This window comes from Salidesulfovibrio brasiliensis JCM 12178 (genome assembly GCF_001311825.1).
GTDB lineage: Bacteria > Desulfobacterota > Desulfovibrionia > Desulfovibrionales > Desulfovibrionaceae > Pseudodesulfovibrio > Pseudodesulfovibrio brasiliensis.
The window spans coordinates 1-20621 of record NZ_BBCB01000060.1 but is presented as its reverse complement, the minus strand read 5'-3'; the positions used below and the strand labels follow the sequence as shown (position 1 = coordinate 20621).

Sequence of the window (20621 nt, the reverse complement as noted above, 5' to 3'; positions counted from 1 at the left end):
CCCATGGCTGCCGTGGCCGGAGCTGTCGCCCAGCGCGTTGCCGAGGCGTTCGTCGACCGCTCGCCCGACATCGTCGTGGAGAACGGCGGGGACGTCTACCTCAATTCAACTCGGGAACGCATTGTCGCGTTGCTGCCGGATCCTGCGTCCGGAAGCATGGTCGGCCTGCGCTTCGGGGCGGCTCGTTTCCCCCTTGCCGTCTGTTCCTCCAGCGCCACCATTGGCCATTCTCTCAGTCTCGGCGAAGGGCAGTTGGTCACCGTGGTCGCTCGCGACGCCGCCTTTGCCGATGCTGCCGCCACCGCGCTTTGCAACCGCCTCAAGGGACGTGACGGTGTCGGGAGGGTTCTCGACGAGGCGCGCCGTCTTGCGGAGCTCGGCCTTGAGGGAGTCTTCGCCCAAGGGGGAGGACAGGTGGCCGCATGGGGAGACGTCGAGTTGGTTGCGCTCGACTGAGTTCGACCTGTCCGGTTGTGGAATAGTGCGGTTTTTTCAACTTGTGGACTACACGTCTTGTAGTTCATCTCTTCGGATTGCATTATGCATAATTTCAAATGCTTGTTTGCACGTCCTCCACGGCGTGCAGGTTTTTCTTCATCTGTTTTTCTATGATGGATGTGTTTCAATATGGGGAAAACCCGCGCTCGGTGCTTTACAGAATAGTGGCATTGTGAGAATACTAAAAAAAATCTAGACAATGCCTGCCGAGGGTAGGGCTATCCGTTGGATAGCAGGGCATTGCTGCGCGAAGAGGGGACCGTGAACGCACGACGCAAGGCCAACTCCACAGAGGATCTTCTCGAGCTGATTCGAGAGGATGATTCGCCTGTTGCCGACAGGGTGACGACCCGCGAGCAATCCACGGAATCGCCCGTCCGTAGTGGCGGCGGGCAAGAGTCGAGCTTTAACGGCAGCGCGGCCACCAAAAAAGCCTGTGGAATCAAGACAAATTTCTCTTCTCGCGGGCTGCGCAAGGTGCTTATCGGCGTCGATGTTCGCGAAGACTGCATAGACTTTGCCCGGCTGTCCAAGGGCGGCGTGGATGAGATTAAGCGCGTAACGCTTGAGCCGGGGGTGGTTCCGGGCACGGAGGCCTTTGCGGACGTGTTGCGCTCTTCCCTTGCAGCGCTTTGCGGTCCCAAGGGGAAGCCACCCGTATGGGTCGTGCTGCGAGGCGGGGAGTTGGATATGACCCCGCTGCGCCTGCCGAAGAAAGGGGCCGGCCGACATTTGAGCGAGACCGTCTACTGGAAGCTCAAGCAGGAAAAGAAGTTCGACGAGACCGAATCCATCTTCGATTTCCACAACGAAGGCACGCTGACCGAGGGCGGTATCGAGAAGGTCGAGATCATGGCGGCCATGGCCGCCAGAGCCGATGTGGAGACACTGGCCGCGGCGTTTGTTGAAGCCGGGTGCGAACCCGAAGGGATCGTGCCGATGCCCTCCGTGCTGCAGAACGCCTATGGCTGCAACATGGTGCCGTCCGAGCCGGGGCTGACCGTCAGCGTGCACATCGACTCCAGCTTCTCCTGTATCAGTATTTTCGAGGGGTCGCGCCTGCATTTTACTCGCATCATCAAGTCCGGTGCCAACAGTATGGGCGAGAGCCTGATGATGCACCTGCACTCCTCGGGCGTTCGACTGGGCAGCATCGCTGAAGTTCGTGAGTTGCTGCTGGACATGCTTGAGGGGCGTCCGCCAGAGGAAGGTTCGCCTTTGGCCGACATGGACGAAAACCATCTGTTCGCCGTGGTGTCCCCTGCGCTTCACCGTCTTTCGCGGCAAGCCGAGCGAACGATACAATACTATAATACACAGAACGAGACCCACTGTGACCGGGTCCATTTCAGCGGTGAGCCGTTCGTGAGCCCCCGCATTGCGGAATTCATGGGCGGCAGCTTGGGCTGCCGTATGAGGTGCTCGGTTTCACCCAGGGGGTCACCGTGCCGCGCGGCGCGAGTGCCATGTCGTTTACCCCGGCCATCCTCGCCGCTCTCTCCCGTGAGGAGCGAACGCTCAATCTCTTGAACAATTACCGTGAGCGCGCTTTTCGTAAAACGTGGAAGCGGATCAATTTCGGGGCAGGAGTGGCGGCTTTGCTTGTGCTTCTCGGTATTGTCGGCGCTTTCGGCTGGATGAAGCTGAATGTTATGGAAGTGGAGGCGGCCGTCGCCGATGCCAAGGCTCGTTACAACTCCATCAATCCCAAGATTTCACGCAGCATGCTTGAAGATATGGCCGCCAAGCTCATTCGCGGATATGACCGCATCGACGGTGTTGACCGCCGGTACGAGCCGCTGGCAGCGCTGGCTGAGTTGACGAGGCTGACCCCGAAGGACGTGAAGCTGCTTGGTGTGAACATGGAGTCCCCGTCCGCGGCGCCGCAGGGTGACGGGCAGAAAGCGGCCACCCCGCCGGGTGTGCTGGTTGTCGACGCCGTGGTGCTCAATTCCCCTGCCGGCTACGAGGCCGGACTGTCGAGTTTTCTTGTGGGGCTTGAGGATTCGCCCATATTCGGACTGCCTGTGGTTCACTCAGCCACGCTCAGGGAAATGGTTCCGGAAGGGCAGGTCTATCATGTCGTTCTGCACCTGGGGATGAAGGGATGAGACGTATGAGCGAAGCCTCCCGGAAACGCTGGTCGCGTCTTGGCATGCAGATGGGCGTGTTTTTGTTAATGGCCTGCGTGCTTGCGGCCGTGCTGCTTTATCCCGCCTGGCTTAGCCTCGACCGGACCCGTGCCCGGCTGGACGACCTGAACGCCAAACTGGCGGAGCAGAAGGCGCTGCTGCCCCTGCGGGCAAATTTTCTGGCCCAGCGACGGGATATGCCGGAAGTGGACGTTGTCGTGCCCGAGATCGAGCCGGTTTCCCGGATGCAGGTCTTCATGCTTCGGGAGAGGCTTTCGGAGCTTGTGCGCACGGCTGGCATGGAACCGCTTGAGATTAACCTGAACGCGCTGGACATCGCGCCCGGTGCAAAAGAGATTTCTGTTGACTTCGTGGCAGCCGGAGCATCCGTCGACATCAGACCGCTTTTCGTGGCCGTGGCGTCCAGCCCGCACGTCAGTCGTGTCGGCAGGTTCGAGGTCCGGGCGGTGCGCGGCGGGGTGGAGGTCTTCATGAATATCCGGCTGGCCGTGGGCGGCACGGGTGAAGCGCGCGGAGGGCAATCCGGATGACGCAGGAGACGCGACAGAAAGTGCTTCTGGGCGTTCTGGTGATCGTGCTGGCCTTTGCAGCGTGGGACTATTTCGGAGGCGGCCTTGATTTTGGAACCGGAGATGGCGCGACCCCGGCGGCCAAGGACGGGGTTGACAGCTTTGTTGCTTCTCTCGGGGCAAAGGTCACTAAGGCCAGAGTCGACGATCAGGGGCTTTACAAGGCGCTTCGTGCTTCGCAGAAGCCTCTTGATCCGCCGTTTTACACATCTGATGAACCGTTTTTCTTCCCCGGAGAAGGTGACGAAGCCTTTTCGACGAGCGTTGAGGGAGTGACGGTCAGTTATAATGGATACGTGCAGTTCGATGACGCTCGTATCGCGATTATCAACGGCATTGAATACGCAATCGGAGACCCCTTCATCGTTGAAGGGTACGTCGTGGACAGAATCGCACCCAATTTTGTCGTGCTCGCCAAGCCGGATCTCGCTGGCGGACGCGGTTACAGGGTCAAGGTGCCGCTTGCGGAAGACCGCGGGAGCGACGAAGACCTGAAGGTTGTTGAGCAATAATGAAAATTCACTTTGGAATACGAGTTCTCGCGGCCTTGTTGGTCCTGATCGTGGTCGCCGGTTGCGCGTCCAAGCAGGATGAAGAGTCTGGCCCGGACGCCATGGAAAAATGGCGGCGCATGGCCGAGCAGTCCATGGGCCATTCCCCTTCGCCGCGTGGCGACCTCGGGGAAGCAGACCTCGAGAAGCATACCGTTGACAAGGCCGAGGTGGTTTCCGCCAGACACAAGGCCAAGGACCGCGCCCTGCCAAGCTTCAAGGTCAGCCTGCGCATGCACGACGCCGATCTTATTGCCATCCTGCAGGCGCTTTCCCGCGCTTCCGGACAAAGCATCGTGGTCAGCCCCAACGTGCAGGGCACCGTGAACATCAACATCGTGGACATGCCGTGGGATCAGGTCTTCAAGGGCGTGTTGCGCTCCAACCAGCTTTCCTATTCGTGGGAAGGCGACATCATCCGGGTCATGACCGTGCAGGACATGGAGCAGGACCTGCAAATGGAAATCCTGCGCAAGAAGCGGCAGGTGGAACGGCTCGCGCTGGAGCGCACCGAGCCGCTCAGCACCGCAGTGGTCAAGATCAAGTATTCCGAGGCAGTTGATCTCAAGGAAAGCCTCGACAAGTTTCTTTCCAAAGGGATGGACAAGGACACCATCGGCAACATCGAGGTGGACGAACATTCCAATGCCTTGATTATTCAAGCTATTCCAAGAGACCTCAAGAAGCTCGTCAAGCTGGTTTCCCGGCTTGACGCTCCGCGCAAGCAGATTCGGCTCAAGGCATATATCGTGGAAACCACCCGCGATACGGCCCGGGCGCTCGGCGTACAGTGGGGCGGCTCCTACAGCGGGCGCGTACGCTCCGGCAACAACCTCTGGCTCGTGCCGGGCGGCACCGAGGGAACTGCCGGGGTCGACCCTCTCAGCGGTGATTACACCCCGTTCCTCAACAAGGAAGCCTCCGGCGTTTCCGGTCAGGGCTACGGCTTCAACTTCCTGCCCAACTCCGACATCTATCCGAGCAGCGGCAACGGCATGGCCCTTGGCATGATGTTCGGCAAGGTCGGCGGCAACATTCTTGAGGCCCAACTGCATGCGCTGGAATCGGACAACAAGCTCAACATTATTTCCAGCCCGTCCATCACGACCATGGACAACCAGATGGCCTACACCGAATCCGGCGAGCGCGTGCCGTACCAGTCCTCGTCGGCCAACGAGGGCACGACCGTCAGCTTCGAGGACGTGGTGCTCCGGCTTGAGATGACGCCGCACATCATCGACGAGATGCAGATCAAGCTCAAGTTGCTGGTCCGCAAGGACGAGGTGGGCAGCAAGACGGTGGGCGACAACCCGCGCATCACCAAGAAGACCACCGAGACCACGCTCATCGCCCGCGACGGCGAAACCGTGGTCATCTCCGGCCTGAACAAGGAAAAGACACTGAACGACGATCAGGGCGTCCCCAAGCTCAAGGATTCGTCCTTGCTCGGTTGGGCGTTCGGGACCGAGAGCAAGCAGTCCGTCATGGACGAATTCCTCATCTTCATCACCCCGGATATCCTCGACGAGTGGAAGCAGGGTGAGAAGCAGAAGACCCTTGAAGAGATCGAGGCCGAACTTGAGGCCATGAGCAAGGAGGCCGCCGAGGACGGTGGCGAGGAAGACGCAGTGAGTGGGGACGGCGAAGCTGACGAGTCGTAACCTGTATCGACGGAGGCTAGCATGCGCTACTATCAGAAACTTGGGCTGACGAGGGAGCCGTTTTCCAACTCCCCGGACCCGCGTTTCCTGTACGATTCGCACCAGCATTTACACTGCCTGCAGCAGTTGGAGATCGCGGTGCGTCTTCGGCGTGGCCTCAACGTGGTCATGGGCGAGATCGGCACCGGCAAAACCACCCTCTGCCGCCGGTTCGTCTCCCAGCTGGGCAGTTCCGACGACGTGGCGGTGCACCTGCTGCTCGACCCGTATTTCAAGTCGGCCAAGCACTTTTTGCGTGCGCTTTGCTCCATGTTCACCGGCGCGGACCCGGACCCGTCCCTCTCGGGCTGGGAGCTCAAGGAGATCGTCAAGAAGGCGCTCTTCGAGCATGGCGTGTACGAGAATCGGCTGATTGTGCTGATCGTGGACGAGGGGCAGAAGATGACGCCCAGGTGCCTCGAGGTGCTGCGGGAGCTGCTCAATTATGAGACCAATTCCGTCAAGCTGTTGCAGATCGTCCTTTTCGGCCAGCGTGAGCTGGAGCCCAAGATCACCCGCATGCCCAACTTCATGGACAGGATCAATTTCCTGTATCGCCTCAGGCCGTTGGGCTTTCGCGAGACCCGATCAATGATCCGGCACCGGCTGGAGCTTGCCTCGCCGCTAAACCGAACTGCCGAACTCTTTTCCGTGGGCGCGTACTGGCAAATATACCGCGCCACACGCGGCTACCCGCGCAAGATCGTCATGCTCTGCCACAAGGTTGTGCTGGCGATGATTATTCATAATCGCAAGCGTGCGGTGGGGGCCTTTGTCAAGGACGTCATTCGCGAGGATCAAGGCAGATTCGCGCGCCGGGTCAGCCCTGCCGTGGCCCTTCTTTCCACCGCCATTCTCATCGGCCTCGGCGTTTTTCTGTTGGGTCCCGAGCAGGTGGGGCGTGGAGTGGAGCGAATCGTCAACGATTACGTGCAGATGATGGAACAGCGTCCGCGCGTGGCGCAGAAGGAGGACCGCTCGTCGGTGATGCTGCCGGTACAGTCCGTGGAGTCGCCGCTGTCTCAGGCTGGCGCAGTTGATGCGACCGTATTGACTGGTTCTTCAGAGGGCGCAGACAGCGCTGCGAGCAATGACTCCGTGGAGAATGGGCCTGCGGCAGAAAAAGAGTCGGACGATCTGCCCATTGACCTCGGCAGCGTCCGCATTTCGTTTCGGGAGAATATTTCCGAAATGATAAAAAATATTTACGGTGTATACAGCAAGGAGAATCTTGCACGGGTTGCCCGGGCAAACCCTCACATCCGCGACCTTGAGAACGTGGAGGTCGGAACCAGCGTACGTTTCCCCAGCGTGGACGGCGGGGAACGGGTTGCGCCGGGGTACTGGATTCGCTTCGACCTCACCGCAAGGCTTGACGACGCATATTCCTCCTTGCGGCGGTTGTCGTTCCTCGAGGTGCCTGCGAGGATTCTTCCGTACTGGAACAAGGAGAGCGGACTGCGGTTCGCGGTGGTCAACGACGAGCCGTATCCCACGGCGGAGGCGGCGGCTGCTGCGCTGCGGCGAATGAACGAGCCGCTTGCGGCCGTGGCCGACATTCTTCGCATGGGGCGGCATCAGACAGTATTTCTTGGGCAGATAGACTCCAAGGCCCGGGCAGTTGCCCGGCGGGACGCACAATAGGGCCGCACGGCCCGGCATGGGACGCAATCCGTGAAGAAAGACAGAAAAAGACTCGGCGATCTGCTGACAGAAGCCGGGGTCATCACCGAACAGCAGCTTCAGGAGGCCCTTGAAGGGCAGAAGAAGAGCGGGCTCAAGCTCGGGCAGTACATCGTGCAGTCCGGGCTGATGAAGGAGAGCCAGCTTGTCGATTTCCTGAGCCAGCAGTTGCGCATCGACAAGTACCAGCCGGATAGATTCCCCTTTGAGGAGGGGATCGAATCCCTTGTTTCCGAAAGTCTCGCCGTAGAGTTCCGCCTCGTGCCGCTTGCAAAGAGGGGGCATCTGCTCATCGTGGCCATGCCCGACCCCATGGACCTCAATGCCCTCGATACCCTTGAGATCGCCACCAACCTCGAAGTCGAACCGGTCATCTGTTCCGAAAACGATTTCGACATGCTCTTCAACTCCATCTACGGGCAGGGTGTAGTACCCCACAACATGTTCGACGAGCTTGAGAAGGAGTTCGACGAAGAGGGGATCGTGGTCCAGGAGGACAAGGACATCTCGCTCGACACCATTCAGGAACAGGCGGATCAGGCTCCTGTCATCCGGATGGTCAACTCCATTCTTTCGCAGGCCGTGCGGGAAAAGGCCAGTGACGTGCACATCAGTCCGGAAAAGGACTACGTGCATGTGCGATTCCGTGTGGACGGCAAACTGCGCGCCGTGCCTTCGCCGCCGCGAAACATCTTTCTCCCGCTGGTCTCCCGCCTGAAGATAATGTCCAATATGGATATCGCCGTAAGCAAGATTCCGCAGGACGGCAGATTTTCCTTCAAGACGCAGGGGCGCGAGTTCAACGTTCGTGTCAGTTCACTGCCCACCATCTACGGCGAAAACCTCGTGCTCAGGCTGCTGGACCGAAATGCCCACGGCCTCACGCTCGACGAACTCGGCCTGTCGGACGTGGACCATGAACGACTCCAGAAGGCCATCAACCAGCCGTACGGCATGATCCTGTCCGCCGGTCCCACGGGCAGCGGCAAAAGCACCAGCCTTTACTCCATCCTCCGCGAGATCAGGCAGGACGACCTGAACATCGTGACCCTTGAAGATCCGGTGGAATACCGTATGGAGAAAATCAGGCAGGTGCAGCTCAATACCCGCGCGGGCATGACGTTCGCTTCGGGGCTGCGTTCCATCCTCCGTCAGGACCCGGACGTTATTCTGGTGGGCGAAATCCGCGACGCTGAAACCGCCCGCATCGCCGTGCAGTCTGCGCTCACGGGCCACCGAGTGCTCTCCACCCTGCATACCAATGACGCGGCAGGAGCCGTGACTCGCCTCATCGAGATGGGCGTGGAGCCGTTCCTTGTCTCTTCGGTGCTGTTGGTGAGCATGAGCCAGCGTCTGGTGAGGCGCAACTGCCCGCATTGTCAGGAAGAATATTCTCCGCCGGACGCCCTTGTCGAGGTCTTCGGCCTGTCGGGCGTCCGCGACCGCATTACCTTCAAGCGCAGCCGCGGGTGCCGCCAGTGCCATCAGTCCGGGTTCCTCGGCCGTGTGGCGATTTTCGAGATTCTGCTTCTGGATGAAGATATACAGGACATGATCATCAAGGGCGCCACGGCAACCGAGATTACCCGGACTGCAGTGAAGGGCAAGAAGATGCGCACTCTCAAGCTGGACGCGGCGCGAAAGGCGGTGAAGGGCGTCATAACCCTTGAGGAGGCCGCGACACAGATCATGCTGTAGCGGGAAGCCATGCCGAATTATTCGTACAAGGCAATGACGGACAGCGGGGCCATCACCACCGGCGTGCTCGAGGCGGAAAGCAAGCAGCACGCGCAGTCTCTGCTGGCCGAACGCGGCCTCATCCCGCAAAAGGTTTCCAAGACCACCCGCTCCGGAGACCAGCCGAGCTTCCTGCAACAGATGGCCAAGGTGAAATCCCGCGACATCATCCTGTTCACCAAGCAGTTCCGCACGCTTCTCTCCGCAGGCGTCTCGGTCACGCAGGCCCTTGAGGTGCTTGAAACACAGACGGAAAACGTGCGGCTCAAGAATGCCATCATCGACATTGGCCGCGAAATCAGGGCAGGGACGAGCCTGAGTCAGGCGTTCACCCGTCACGAGGCCATCTTCTCCGAACTGTACTGCAACATGATTCACGCAGGCGAGATATCCGGAACGCTCATCGAGGTGCTGGAGCGGCTCATCTATCTTGTGGAACACGAATACAAGGTCAAAAAGGACATCAAGGGCGCGCTGACCTATCCGATCATCGTGATCGTTGCCCTTATCATCGCCTTTGTTGTCCTTGTGGTATTCGTCCTGCCTGTTTTCGTGGACCTGTTCAGGGATGCGGGGATTGCCCTGCCTCTTCCGACGCAGATTTGCATAGCGTTGAATACGGCCATGGTGAAATACTGGTATCTCATGCTTGCCGGAATCGGAGGCGGTTTAACTGCGCTGACCTTCTGGCTCAAAACCGAGCAGGGCAAGTACCTGCGCGACGCTTTCGTGCTCCGCCTGCCCATTTTCGGATCACTGGTGCAGAAGGGGGCCATGGCCCGTTTCGGCAGCATTTTCGCCATCCTGCAGGCCAGCGGCGTCACGGTGCTCGATACCATGAACGTCATCGCCGACACCATCGGCAACAAGGCCATCGCCCGCGAGTTCAAGGGGCTGCGTGAAAAACTGGAAGCCGGGCGCGGCCTCTCCGGGCCGCTCTCCAAGGCCAGATACTTCACGCCCATGATCGTATCCATGGTGGCCATCGGCGAGGAGTCGGGCCAGCTTGAAGAGATGATGCGCGAAGCGGCCGAGCATTACGACTACGAAGTTGAATACACGGTCTCCAAGCTTTCCGAACTCATAGGTCCCATCCTCACGGCCGGGCTGGCCGCGGTCATCGGCTTCTTTGCGCTGGCGATATTCCTGCCGCTCATCGAACTGATGAACAACGCCATGTCGGGTTTCTAGCCATGATGCGCAAACGGTTCTTCCACATACGGCTGGCTTGGATCGTACCGCTGCTCATCGCGCTTATTTCACTGCTCTCCCTGCTCGGAACCTACGAAATAATGAAGTACTCGCGGCGCGAGGATGCCGACCCCGAGATGATTCTTCTGGCCTTTGCCGGGGTCGTGGCACTGGCATCGATTGCCACCGGCGTTTTTCTTTCGCGCAAGGTCTTGCGCCCCATGGAGCTGTTCATTGAGAAGGCTTCGGCGCTGCCTGTGGTTCGTCAGCGCGCAGAGGCGGAACTTGAGCCGCGTCGCGACGAGACTGAACGGCTTTCGGCCATCTTCCGCCATGTCGCCGATCTCCTCGGCGAGGTTGAGGCGCGCGAACTGTTTCCGTCCATTGTGGGAAAAAGCGAGGCCATGCGTGCGGTCATGACACAGGTTCGCAAGGTGGCCCGTACTGATTCCACGGTTTTGCTCCTCGGCGAGTCCGGCACCGGCAAGGAGCTTGTCGCTCACAGCGTCTACGAACACAGCGGACGCCACGACAAACCGTTCATCCGTCTCAACTGCGCGGCCATTCCCGAGGGACTGCTGGAAAGTGAGCTCTTCGGCCACGAAAAGGGCGCGTTCACTGGAGCCCATGCCCGCAAGCCCGGCAAGTTCGAGCTGGCTCACGGTGGCACCATTTTTCTTGATGAAGTGGGCGACCTGCCCGCCGGGACGCAGGCCAAGCTGCTGCGCGTGTTGCAGGAAGGCGAGTATGAGCGTGTGGGCGGTACGGCCGTTCTCAAGGCAGACGTCCGCGTCGTTGCCGCAACGAACAAGGACCTTGCCGCAATGGTCGAGTCCGGCGAATTCCGCGAGGATCTCTTCTACAGATTGAACGTTTTCCCCATCCTCATTCCGCCGCTCAGAATGCGCCGGGAGGACGTTCCCCTGCTCGTTGAGCACTTTCTGTCCCTCGGCGACCATGACGTGAGGATTGAGCCCGAGGCCATGGAGTCGCTACTCCACCATTCATGGCCCGGTAACGTCCGTGAGCTTGCCAACGTGGTGGAGCGCGCGGCCATAATCGCAGACGAAGTCATCAGGTCCGAGCACCTGCCGCCTGACTTGAGCGACGGAGTGCCCGAGGGAACCTCAGGACGTTCGGTGGCCCTGCCGTTGGAAGACGGTATCGACGTCTATCTTGCGGAAGCGGAAAAACGGCTCATCCTTCGCGCTCTGCGCGAGACCGGCGGAGTGCAGGTGCAGGCCGCCAAGCTGCTCGGCATCAAGGACCGCAGCCTCTGGCACAGGATAAAGAAATACAACATTGATGTGTCGGAAATGCGCGGGAGCTACAAACAGTGAAGGGTGTCCTTCAAATTTTGGAGGTGTCCCTTTCTTCCTGTCGTGCAGCGGTTTTCTCGGACTCGGCATAAATGGCTGGGGTACGGTGGTTTTTGTGTTTCAGTCAGAAATGGCACAGGATTTGTAGTTGATTGAATGGACGAAACGGCATTTTGACATAACGCTCGGCGGTCCCATGGTGGGGCACCGGACAAACTCTCCCTGGAGGACGTATATGAACAACAGAAAAGACAACAGAAAGTCAGGTTTTACCCTGATCGAACTCATCACCGTGCTGGTCATCCTCGGTATTCTCGCCGCGGTCATCACGCCCAAGTACTTCGACCTGCGCGACGAAGCACGCGAGAAGGCTGCTGAAGCAGCAGTCGCCGAGGGCATCGCCCGCTTCAACATGTCCTGGGCTCAATACCTGCTGCAAAATGACGGTGACCAGCCCACCGGTAACGCTGAAGCAAAGTTCAATGCCGTGTTTGCAGTAAACTCTGGTGAGGTTGAAGACATCGGGGACTACGTCCTCAAGTATACTGCCGGGACGAATACTGATGGTGATGAGATGGTTCAAATTGAGGCGTTCTATGACACCGATGGCTCCGGCACTGAACAGGGTTCTGCTCTTGCTGATGCCAACGCGACCTTCCCTAGCCAATAAGGTTCGGTAACTCGCTGAAATAATGAAAGGGAAGCTGGCAACGGCTTCCCTTTTTCTGTATGCTCGGTTGCATCATGAAACGTAAATCAGTCACTCGCAGAGGGTTTACCCTCGTGGAACTTCTCGTGGTGCTTGTCATCGTCGGGATTCTTGCGGCCGTCATTGTCAGAAAGTATTTTGACCTTGGCGACGCCGCGAGGCAGCGCGCCGCCAAAGGGGCTGTCTCCGAAGGCATCGCCCGGTTCCGTATGGCCTACGAGGAATACCAATTGCAAACAAACGGTCAGCGTCCGACCGAGGACGTAGCCGGATTCACCACTATAATGGGCTATGCCCCGGACACGGATGTGGATATCGGTGACTATGTGCTTCGTTTCCACCTTGGCTCGGGGGGGACTTCCGACCACGTGGAAATACAGGCGTACAGGGATGACGGAAGCGGCGCTTCCACGGGTGACATGCTGGCCTCGGCCAATGCGACGTGGCCCGAATAACAACAGGAAAGGCTTGTGGCGAAGATAACCTCCTTTTTCAAAATGCTCACGGACCTCGGTGGATCGGACCTGCACCTCTCCAGCGGCTCGCAGCCCATGCTGCGCATCGACGGTGAGTTGCAGCGGGTCAAGTACCCCGAGCTGGACCATGACGAACTCCAGCGAATGCTCTACGAAATTACGCCCCAGTCGAGCGTCAAGGAGTTCGAGGAGACCGGTGACGTGGATTTCGGGTTCGAAATGCCCGGCATGTGCCGCTTTCGCGTCAACTACTTCCGGCAGCGCCACGGCATCTCCGCAGTGTTCCGCGCCATCCCGTCAGACATTTTGGGCATAGACGATCTCGGTTTTCCGGAACTGCTCAAGGACCTTGCCATGCTGCCAAAGGGGCTCGTGCTCGTGACCGGTCCCACCGGCTCGGGCAAGTCCACCACGCTGGCGGCCATGATCGACTACGCCAACCGAAAGCGGCGCGACCATATCATCACCATCGAAGACCCCATCGAATTCGTCCACAAACCTGTTGGCAGTCTCGTCAACCAGCGCGAGGTCGGCCGCGACACCCGCAGCTTCAAGGCGGCCCTGCGCGGTGCGCTTCGCGAAGACCCGGACATCATTCTGGTAGGCGAGATGCGCGACTACGAGACCATCGCACTCGCGCTGGAGGCAGCAGAAACCGGGCACCTCGTGTTTTCGACACTGCACACCATTTCCGCACCCAAGACAGTGGACCGGATAATCGAGGTTTTCCCAGAAGACATGCAGGCGCAGATCCGGGCCAGCTTTGCTGACTCCCTGCGGGCGGTCATCTCCCAGACGCTTTTCAAGCGCGCAGACGGCAAGGGCCGCGTGGCCGCGCAGGAAATTCTCGTGGCCAACCCGGCCGTGCGAAATCTCATCCGTGAAGGCAAGAACCATCAGATCAATTCGGTACTCCAGACCGGCAAGAGCTTCGGCATGCAGACGCTTGACGACGAGATTCAGCGCCTTCTCGGCCTCGGTCTGATTACCGCCACGGACGCTTACAGAAACGCCACGGACAAAAAGCGCTTCGCCATGGAAGCGGGCATCGATCCCGCAAACGATATGGGGTAGCCGTGCAGTACAAGCGATCGCACATCGACACCATCGTGGGGCAGGTCTTCGCCGCCCACCCGCAGGCCTCGGACGTCATTGCCACGGCAGGGCGGGCCTTGCAGGCCGAAGTGGACGGTGAACTGTGCGAGGTGGTGCTTGAACCTGCCCTCGGAACGCTCAGCCCCGAGGATACCAAGGGCATCGCCATGGGCCTCATGGCCGGGAACAAGCGGCTCCATACCCTGCTTTCCAGCCGTGGCTCCTGCGACTTTTCCATTTCCGTCACTGGCGTGGGCCGGTTCAGGGTCAACGTCTTCAAGCAGCGCGGCACCTTGGCCGTGGTCATGCGTCGTCTGCCCACCTCGGTGCCGAGCATCGATTCCCTCGGGCTGCCGAATGTGTTTGCGGACATTGCGGCGCAGCGGCACGGGCTGGCCCTTGTCACGGGTGGGACCGGGCAGGGAAAGTCCAACTCGCTGGCAGCCGTGGTGGACCGCATCAACCGCACCCGCGCGGTACACGTGGTCACGCTGGAAGACCCGGTGGAGTTCGTGCACAGCCATGACAAGGCCACGGTGAACCAGCGGGAACTGGGGCTTGATTTCGACTCGTTCGCATCGGGTCTTCGTTCGGCGTTCCGTCAGGCCCCGAAGGTCATTCTGGTGGGCGAAATCCGGGACCGCGAAACCATGGCTATCGCGCTGGAAGCCGCCGGGACCGGGCATTTGGTGTTGGCCACCCTGCACACCACCGACACTGGGGCGGCAATTTCAAGGATACTAGCGCTGTTTGACGCCACCGAAGAACGGCTCATTCGGATGCGGCTGGCCGAGAGCCTGTATTGCGTCGTGGGTCAAAGGCTTGTCCCGGACGTGAAGGGCGGGCGCGTGGCCGCGTTCGAGGTGCTCAGGAACACGATCCGCGTAAGGGATCATATCCTTTCCGGCATCCCCTCGGAGCGCAGCTTCTACGATCTGCTCATGGACGGCGAGGCACATGGCATGATGACCTTCGATCAGAGTCTGCTGGAGCTGTTTCGGCAGGAGCGCATCACAGAAGAGACCGCCCGGCTTGCCGCCACGGATAGGGGCCGTCTTCAGCAGTGGATAGACGCCATCCGGGCAGGGCGGGGGGAAAAGACCTCTGACCTTGAACTGGAGGGGCTTGAGGAGCAGTCGCTCGACGAGGACGACCTTTTCTAGGCGGTCTCCGTCTCCACCCTGTTTCTTCCGGAATTCTTGGCCCGATAGAGGGCCTTGTCGGCAGCGGCAACCAGCGTTTGCTGGTCCAGCCCCATGTCCGGGTGCGTGGTGGCAACACCGATGCTGAGGGTCACGTGTGGGCCGATATCGGAATCAGGGTGCTTTATGGCGAGTTCGGCAAGTTTTTGCATGATGCCCTCGGCCACGTATTTGGCGCCTTCAAGGTCGGTGTGCGGCATCAGCAGCACAAACTCCTCTCCGCCGAAACGGGCTGCGAAGTCAGCCGGACGCCGGGCAGCGTCCCTGATCGTCCTTGCCACCTGTTTCAGGCAGTTGTCGCCTTCAAGGTGGCCCATGCTGTCGTTGTAGCGTTTGAAGAAGTCGATGTCCGCCATGAGCAGGGCAAGGCTGGCCCCCTCCCGTCGGCCTCGCAGCCACTCGTTGGCGATGCGTTCGTCGAACCAGCGCCGGTTGCCCAGCGAGGTCAGGCCGTCGATGTTGGAGAGTTCCCGTAGTTCCTCTGTGAGGTCCTCGAGCTCCCGTTCCCTGTCACGGCGCTTTTCCATCTCGTCGCGCAGGCGTATGGCGGAACGGACACGGGCCAGAAGCTCTATGCGGCTGATGGGTTTGCGTATATAGTCGTTTGCCCCGGCTTCGAAGGCCGCCTCGATTCGTTCTTCTTCCTCGACGCCGGTAACGATGATTACCGGGATGCGGGCGAGTTCCGGGTCGGCCTTGATGCGTTTTGTCGCCTCGATACCGTCGACGCCGGGCATGTTGATGTCCATGAGGATGAGATCAATGCAGCGGTCCCCCTCAAGGCATGCTATGAGGGTGTCGTGAGCGGTCTCGTAGGAAGATGCCGAGTGCAGCTGAGCGTATCCCGCGCTGGAAAGCACGGTCGTCAGCAGCAACTGCGAGGTTTCGGAGTCATCGACTATCAGGATTTCCATCGCAGGAACACTAGCAGCGTTCAAGGGTTTATGCGAGAGTTTATTAAGCGAAGATGAGTGAAAAACAAGAAAAACGCATCGGGCTTCTGAAGAGAGCCCTGATCTGGCTGTGTGCCGCCATCGTGTTGCTTCTTGCGGTCGTGGTCATAGGGCTTCCGCTTGCCCTGCAAAGCGACGGTATGCGCCGTTATGCGGCGAACGAGGCGGGAAGGGCCGTGGATGGCAGCGTCTCCATTGAGCGGCTCGGTTTTTCGTGGCTGGATGGCCTCGACATCTCGGGAGTTTCGGTTCGATCCGATGTCATGGGGCTTGATGCAGCTCTGCGGCATTTCAAGGCGGATCTGGACTGGACAGCGTTGCTGCGCGGACGGGTGAACGTCACTTTCGAGTTGGCCGGGCTGGAAGGGGATATGCGTCTGGCGAGCAAGCCGAAAGAGGCCCCGGTAGCGCCGGAACCGTTCCGACTTCCGCCGCTGCCGGTTGCCACCGATGTCCCGCTTCCCGGCTGGCTGCTGGCTCATGGGGAGATCAACGATGTCTCCTTTATCCTGATACGTGATGGCAAGCGTTTTGCGCTCAATGACCTGAACGGCTCCGTCAAGGTCGACGGTCCGAAAGGCTCTGCCCGGGCCGAGTTGTCGGGCGATTTTCTTGGGCCGATCTCTTTGGCGGTAACCCTTGATGACGGTCGGCTTGACGCCGACCTGACGCTTCCCGGTACGCATCTTCGGGCTGAAAGCACCCGGTCCGGGTTGTCTGTCCGGCTCAGGGCCGACCTCGGAAAAGTTGCCGGCATTGCCGAGCCGTTTCTTTCTCTTGAAAAGCTGGAGATGGACGGTGACATGACAGCCCACGCGCTGGCTCACCCCGTTTTCGGCGGCCTTGGTGTTTCGTTGCAGGGCGGATTGCGCGACTTCAGGCTGACCATGTCGACGCTGCCGATGCCGGTAGCCCTCACCGAAGCGGCGGTGGCCTGCAAAGCGGGTGTTTCGCCAGAGGGCGCGGTGACTGTGACGGATGGTTCGCTTGCGCTGCCGGGGGGACAGACCGGGTTTTCAGGAACTCTGGAGCAAAGCGGGGCACAGCCGTGGAGCGCCGTGCTGACCGGGGTGCAACTGGATTTCCCCGAGCTCCTGCGACTGGCCGGGCCGCTCGTTCCGAAGGGCGTGGAGCTGGATTCAGGCGGCATGACTGTCGAATCTGTCCGTGCTGCCGGGACCATCGCTGCCGGGCCTTCCGCTGCCGAGGTGGCCGGGGTCAGGATAGACGCCGCACGCCTTGCAGCTCCGGGGGGCGTGGTCGCTGACCAGCTTTCCACGCAGGTGAACTCCGTGTCAGCTTCCTTCGGTCCCCAACCGACCTTTGACGCGCTCGGCATCAGCGCGGATGCGCGTGGGTTAGGGCACCCGAGCCTCGGTCGGCGCGTTTCTGCCGCATTCGATGCCGATTTGACCGGGGTTCGGCTTGGCAAAACGCTTCCCGAGGTGAAACGTCTGCGCATCGCGGCGGACATGGACGACGGGGCGCTTCGCCTGACCGCCGCTGGCGGCCTCTCTGAGCGGTTCGATCTTGAAGGCTCGGTTTCGGGCGATGCGACGCGGCTTGACGGTCTGCACTCCCTGCCGATACTGGGCGGCGGTTTTTCTCTCGATTGGCAGGCTGCCGGAGTAACCCCCGATCCCGATTCGCTCGACCTGTCATTCAGGCCGTCCCGCATCCGCCGGATTACCAAGGAGTTTGCTTTTCTGGAACGCCTGACCGCCGCGCTTCGCCTTGACGGTTTTACCGCGGTGGACGAGAAGTTCGGGCGCTGTGTGGTGGATACCTCCCGGCCGCTGACGGTTCTTCTTGCCGATGGCCTCGGGACGATCCGGCTCGATGGCGGGGCTGCGGTGCAGTCCGCACTCCTGCCGGACACGGTTCAGGCCGACCTTTCCTTTGGCCTCGACGGGCTGGATCGTTCTCGCTGGACCGTTCGCGCTGCCATGCCGAAGTTTGATGCCTCCCTCATAGCCGAAGGCGCGCTGGAAGGATTGTTCGCCTTGACCGAGGACGTTCTCGCGAACAGGCGTGATCCCGTTGCGGCGCTGCTCACGCATGTTTCCGGCAGTCTTGACCATGATCTGGAGTTCGACGGTCCTGCCGAAGTCGGAGGCATCGGCGTTTCCGGAGCTGCCCGGGCACACTCAAGCGTTTCCATGCAGGCTGGCAAGCGGGTTGCGCGAGCGCCGATCTGCGTTTTGATGATTTTTCGGTAAGTACGTCAGTCGGGGGCGTGGACGGTCTTCGCGGTGATCTTAAGCTCGCACGGGCCGTTGTGATGCAAAGCGACGTCCCGGCCTCCCCGGATGCGCCCGGCCTGAGTCGCCGGGTGCTCGGTGTCGGTCCTGCAAGTCGTTCCGCCGCTGGTGGCGCACAGTCCGAATCGGCTGGAAGCATTCGTTTCGGGCAGGCAGAATTTCGTGGCGGTCCAATGCCGCTCGAACTGTCCGACGGGTTTGCTGTTCCGCGTTTCGATCATCGTCCCGGGCTTTCCCGGTTCGGGTTCGATATTCTGGGAGGATCGGTGCGCGGCAACGCCGCGTTCGGCCCGGAGGACGAGCCGCGCTTCACCATGCATACCGTGTTCACCAACGTGGACTTTGCCCGGCTGCTGGATACCGCGCCGGAGGACGACGCCAGCGTGGACGGTCGCCTGCGGTTCTCCCTGCCTGTCATGGCCGATGCCGGGCGAATTCTTGAAGAGGTGGAGCTGACCGCGCTTGTGCCGCGCATCGGGGCCGGGACGCTGGACAGCCTGCTGGCGGCCATGGACCCGGACGGAGCCGACCCGAACATCGCGGCGCAGCGGCGCATGGTTGCCATGGGCGGCCCGCGTGACATATCCGTGCGCATCCGTGGCGGCAATTTTTCTCTGGAGGGCGAGGTGGAGGTGTTCGGCATCCGGCTGAAACTCCCGCCTGTGCGCCGCGTTTCTCTTGCGGCGCTGCCGGTTCGTGATATGGTTGAGCCACTGGCCGAGGTGCTCGGAGCCGCTGGCCGCGCTCTTCGCCTCTGGCGCTCCGAAAGCATCCGCCCGGTCCCGGACGGACCGGTGCTGGTTATCACCGAAGACAATCCCTTGAGGTAATCAATGAAACGACTGCTCCTATGTATGATAATAATCGCACTGTCCGGCTGCACGCTTGCCGAGGTGAACGTGCAGGTGGCCGGGGAACGCACCTCGCTGGAAAAGCAGGTGCTCGGCTCTTACAACGCCCTGACACAGCGGGCGATGCTTTCTTCGTCCGTGCGCGGGGTCGACCCGCTGGGCAACGTCGAGTCCCCGCCGCCGCTCAGTGCGGACGGTCAGGCCGCCCTTGACGCGGTGCAGACGCAGGCCTTCCACGCGGACGACATCGACGCCTTCCGACGCCTCGGCTGGGTGGGCGAAAACAACGTCGGGCTGCTCACGGTCTTTTCCATGGAGCGCACTGGTGCCCCGGACGAGCTGGCCGAGTTTGCGGGCAGTTATCGGGAAGATGAGTTCGCCGTGGTGGTGGGTGAAGTCAACGATGCCCGCGAGGTGCTCATGCGCCGCGTCATCCAGACCGACGATGCTTTCACCGAAGCGGACCTGCCGGAAATCCGGGCTGTCTTTGCCCGCATGAACGCCCGCCGCGCCCTGCCCGGCGAGCGCATCCAGCAACCTGACGGGCAGTGGACGGTCAAGTAATGATGCGGCACATCTTTTCCGTATTGCTGGCCGCTGTCGCGGTCATGGTCCTGCCGGGCGCATCCCTTGCCGAGGCCCCGCTTCCTGCTGCGGACGTGCCGAGAGAGCAGGTCTCCTTCCAGACCGGCAGCGTGCACGGATTTGCCATGAATCCGTACAGTTCGAGGCTGGTCATGGCCGTGGAAGACGACGGCTTCAGGCGGCTGGTGAAGACCCGCATCGGGGCCATTGAGCTGCCGCAGGAGTTGACCGCAATGCCTGCGGGCTTCGATTCCCCCACGCTGTCTCTCGGCTCGAAGGTCGCCTACGTTTCGGACGAGCGTGACGCCAAGGGCGACATCTACCTGCTTGACCCGAGCTCGGATACCGGCCCGGTCCGTCTGACAGACGAACGCACTGCCGATGCCGACCCGAGCTTTGCCCCTGACGATACGATCTATTTCAGCATGACCCTTCCAGGGGAAAACCGTGCGCAGCTTGCCCGTGTCGGCCCTGACAGGGAACCGTATGTGGTCCTTGAGGGGATCGATGCCGTGGAGCCGTCGGTATCCTCAAGCGGGGAGCAGGTAGCCTTCGTCTCGTTTGGCAAAGATCCGGGCGGTGACATACTGATATTGGACCTCGCGGAACTGACGGTGCGGCCTCTCGTGGAGGGACCGTACGCGGAACGCCAGCCCTCGTGGACGGATGCGGGAGAGATTCTGTTTACCCGTATTGGAAAAGGCGGGGCCGAAATCTGGCGCGTGAACTCCGACGGCAGCGGGCTGGAGCAGTTGACCGTTGCCGGACGCGGAGCGGAACACCCCTTTGAGCGCAGCGCTGTCCTGTATTTTCTGGCGGACACCCCTGCCGGGGCCAACGTGTTCGAGCTGCCGTATACGGGCGAGGTGCGTCAGGCGGACTCCGCCGGGGCGCAGCTTGCCGTAGCCCGTACTGCGGCGGCCACTGTCCCGCGTGACGATGAGTTGACCGTGGCCGCGCTGCGAAAGGTCATCACCGGGTATCCTTCCACCCCCGAGGCGTCGCAGGCGGCCTTTGATCTGGGCATGCTCCTTGAGCGCATGGACCGTCCCGCAGAGGCGGCGCGGGCCTATGCCGAGGTTGCCGGG

At 60.7% G+C, this 20621-nt stretch carries 19 protein-coding genes; 18 read left to right on the top strand and 1 reads right to left on the bottom strand.

The features are described from left to right. The 14 genes from JCM12178_RS18750 to JCM12178_RS12720 form a co-directional block, all read left to right on the top strand. Window positions 1-456, top strand: a 456-nt coding sequence (locus JCM12178_RS18750; RefSeq protein ID WP_172677131.1) for a UPF0280 family protein, incomplete at its 5' end; no start/stop codon positions are given. Between the two features lie 303 nt (window positions 457-759). After that, complete coding sequence (locus JCM12178_RS12780; RefSeq protein ID WP_157054913.1) at window positions 760-2028, top strand: type IV pilus biogenesis protein PilM; 1269 nt, start codon at window positions 760-762, stop codon at window positions 2026-2028. Beyond that, entirely contained in the window at window positions 1965-2609 is a 645-nt protein-coding gene (locus tag JCM12178_RS12775) for a PilN family protein (protein ID WP_157054912.1), read from the top strand. The genes JCM12178_RS12780 and JCM12178_RS12775 overlap by 64 nt, the downstream gene beginning before the upstream one ends. A 5-nt stretch (window positions 2610-2614) precedes the next feature. Then, window positions 2615-3181, top strand: a complete 567-nt coding sequence (locus tag JCM12178_RS12770; protein WP_054651894.1) for a hypothetical protein — start codon at window positions 2615-2617, stop codon at window positions 3179-3181. Continuing rightward, a complete protein-coding gene (locus JCM12178_RS12765) occupies window positions 3178-3732 on the top strand; it encodes a hypothetical protein (RefSeq protein ID WP_054651893.1) in 555 nt (184 codons plus the stop codon). The genes JCM12178_RS12770 and JCM12178_RS12765 overlap by 4 nt, the downstream gene beginning before the upstream one ends. After that, window positions 3732-5432, top strand: coding sequence for a type IV pilus secretin PilQ (gene pilQ, locus JCM12178_RS12760; protein WP_054651892.1), 1701 nt, complete (start codon window positions 3732-3734; stop codon window positions 5430-5432). Before JCM12178_RS12765 ends, pilQ begins: the two co-directional genes overlap by 1 nt. Before the next feature lie 21 nt (window positions 5433-5453). After that, complete coding sequence (locus JCM12178_RS12755; protein ID WP_054651891.1) at window positions 5454-7115, top strand: ExeA family protein; 1662 nt, start codon at window positions 5454-5456, stop codon at window positions 7113-7115. Between the two features lie 30 nt (window positions 7116-7145). Then, window positions 7146-8852 carry a GspE/PulE family protein gene (locus JCM12178_RS12750; RefSeq protein WP_054651890.1) on the top strand — a complete coding sequence of 569 codons (1707 nt, stop codon included), beginning with the start codon at window positions 7146-7148 and terminating at the stop codon, window positions 8850-8852. 9 nt (window positions 8853-8861) lie between these two features. Further along, complete coding sequence (locus tag JCM12178_RS12745) at window positions 8862-10082, top strand: type II secretion system F family protein (RefSeq protein WP_054651889.1); 1221 nt, start codon at window positions 8862-8864, stop codon at window positions 10080-10082. Between the two features lie 2 nt (window positions 10083-10084). Further along, window positions 10085-11422, top strand: a complete 1338-nt coding sequence (locus JCM12178_RS12740; protein WP_054651888.1) for a sigma-54 interaction domain-containing protein — start codon at window positions 10085-10087, stop codon at window positions 11420-11422. A gap of 214 nt (window positions 11423-11636) precedes the next feature. Beyond that, window positions 11637-12071 (top strand): type II secretion system protein, encoded by a 435-nt coding sequence (locus tag JCM12178_RS12735; RefSeq protein ID WP_054651887.1) that lies wholly within the window; start codon window positions 11637-11639, stop codon window positions 12069-12071. Window positions 12072-12145: 74 nt separating this feature from the next. Continuing rightward, window positions 12146-12565 carry a prepilin-type N-terminal cleavage/methylation domain-containing protein gene (locus tag JCM12178_RS12730; RefSeq protein WP_172677130.1) on the top strand — a complete coding sequence of 140 codons (420 nt, stop codon included), beginning with the start codon at window positions 12146-12148 and terminating at the stop codon, window positions 12563-12565. Between the two features lie 15 nt (window positions 12566-12580). Beyond that, window positions 12581-13660 (top strand): type IV pilus twitching motility protein PilT, encoded by a 1080-nt coding sequence (locus JCM12178_RS12725; RefSeq protein WP_054651885.1) that lies wholly within the window; start codon window positions 12581-12583, stop codon window positions 13658-13660. A gap of 2 nt (window positions 13661-13662) precedes the next feature. Beyond that, complete coding sequence (locus JCM12178_RS12720) at window positions 13663-14844, top strand: type IV pilus twitching motility protein PilT (RefSeq protein WP_054651884.1); 1182 nt, start codon at window positions 13663-13665, stop codon at window positions 14842-14844. On the opposite strand, the gene JCM12178_RS12715 is transcribed toward JCM12178_RS12720, so the two are convergent. Next, the gene (locus tag JCM12178_RS12715; protein WP_054651883.1) at window positions 14841-15797 is read right to left on the bottom strand and encodes a diguanylate cyclase domain-containing protein; all 957 of its coding nucleotides are present in this window, start codon (window positions 15795-15797) and stop codon (window positions 14841-14843) included. The genes JCM12178_RS12720 and JCM12178_RS12715 overlap by 4 nt on opposite strands. A gap of 53 nt (window positions 15798-15850) precedes the next feature. Between JCM12178_RS12715 and JCM12178_RS12710 the strand changes: the two genes are divergently transcribed. The 4 genes from JCM12178_RS12710 to JCM12178_RS12695 form a co-directional block, all read left to right on the top strand. Beyond that, a complete protein-coding gene (locus tag JCM12178_RS12710) occupies window positions 15851-18055 on the top strand; it encodes an AsmA family protein (protein WP_054651882.1) in 2205 nt (734 codons plus the stop codon). A 17-nt stretch (window positions 18056-18072) separates the two neighbouring features. Next, window positions 18073-18927, top strand: a complete 855-nt coding sequence (locus JCM12178_RS12705) for a hypothetical protein (protein WP_157054911.1) — start codon at window positions 18073-18075, stop codon at window positions 18925-18927. Between the two features lie 3 nt (window positions 18928-18930). Beyond that, the gene (locus JCM12178_RS12700) at window positions 18931-19512 is read left to right on the top strand and encodes a DUF1318 domain-containing protein (RefSeq protein ID WP_054651880.1); all 582 of its coding nucleotides are present in this window, start codon (window positions 18931-18933) and stop codon (window positions 19510-19512) included. After that, on the top strand, window positions 19512-20621 hold a 1110-nt coding region (locus JCM12178_RS12695; RefSeq protein ID WP_218185653.1), incomplete at its 3' end, for a hypothetical protein. The genes JCM12178_RS12700 and JCM12178_RS12695, both read left to right, overlap by 1 nt.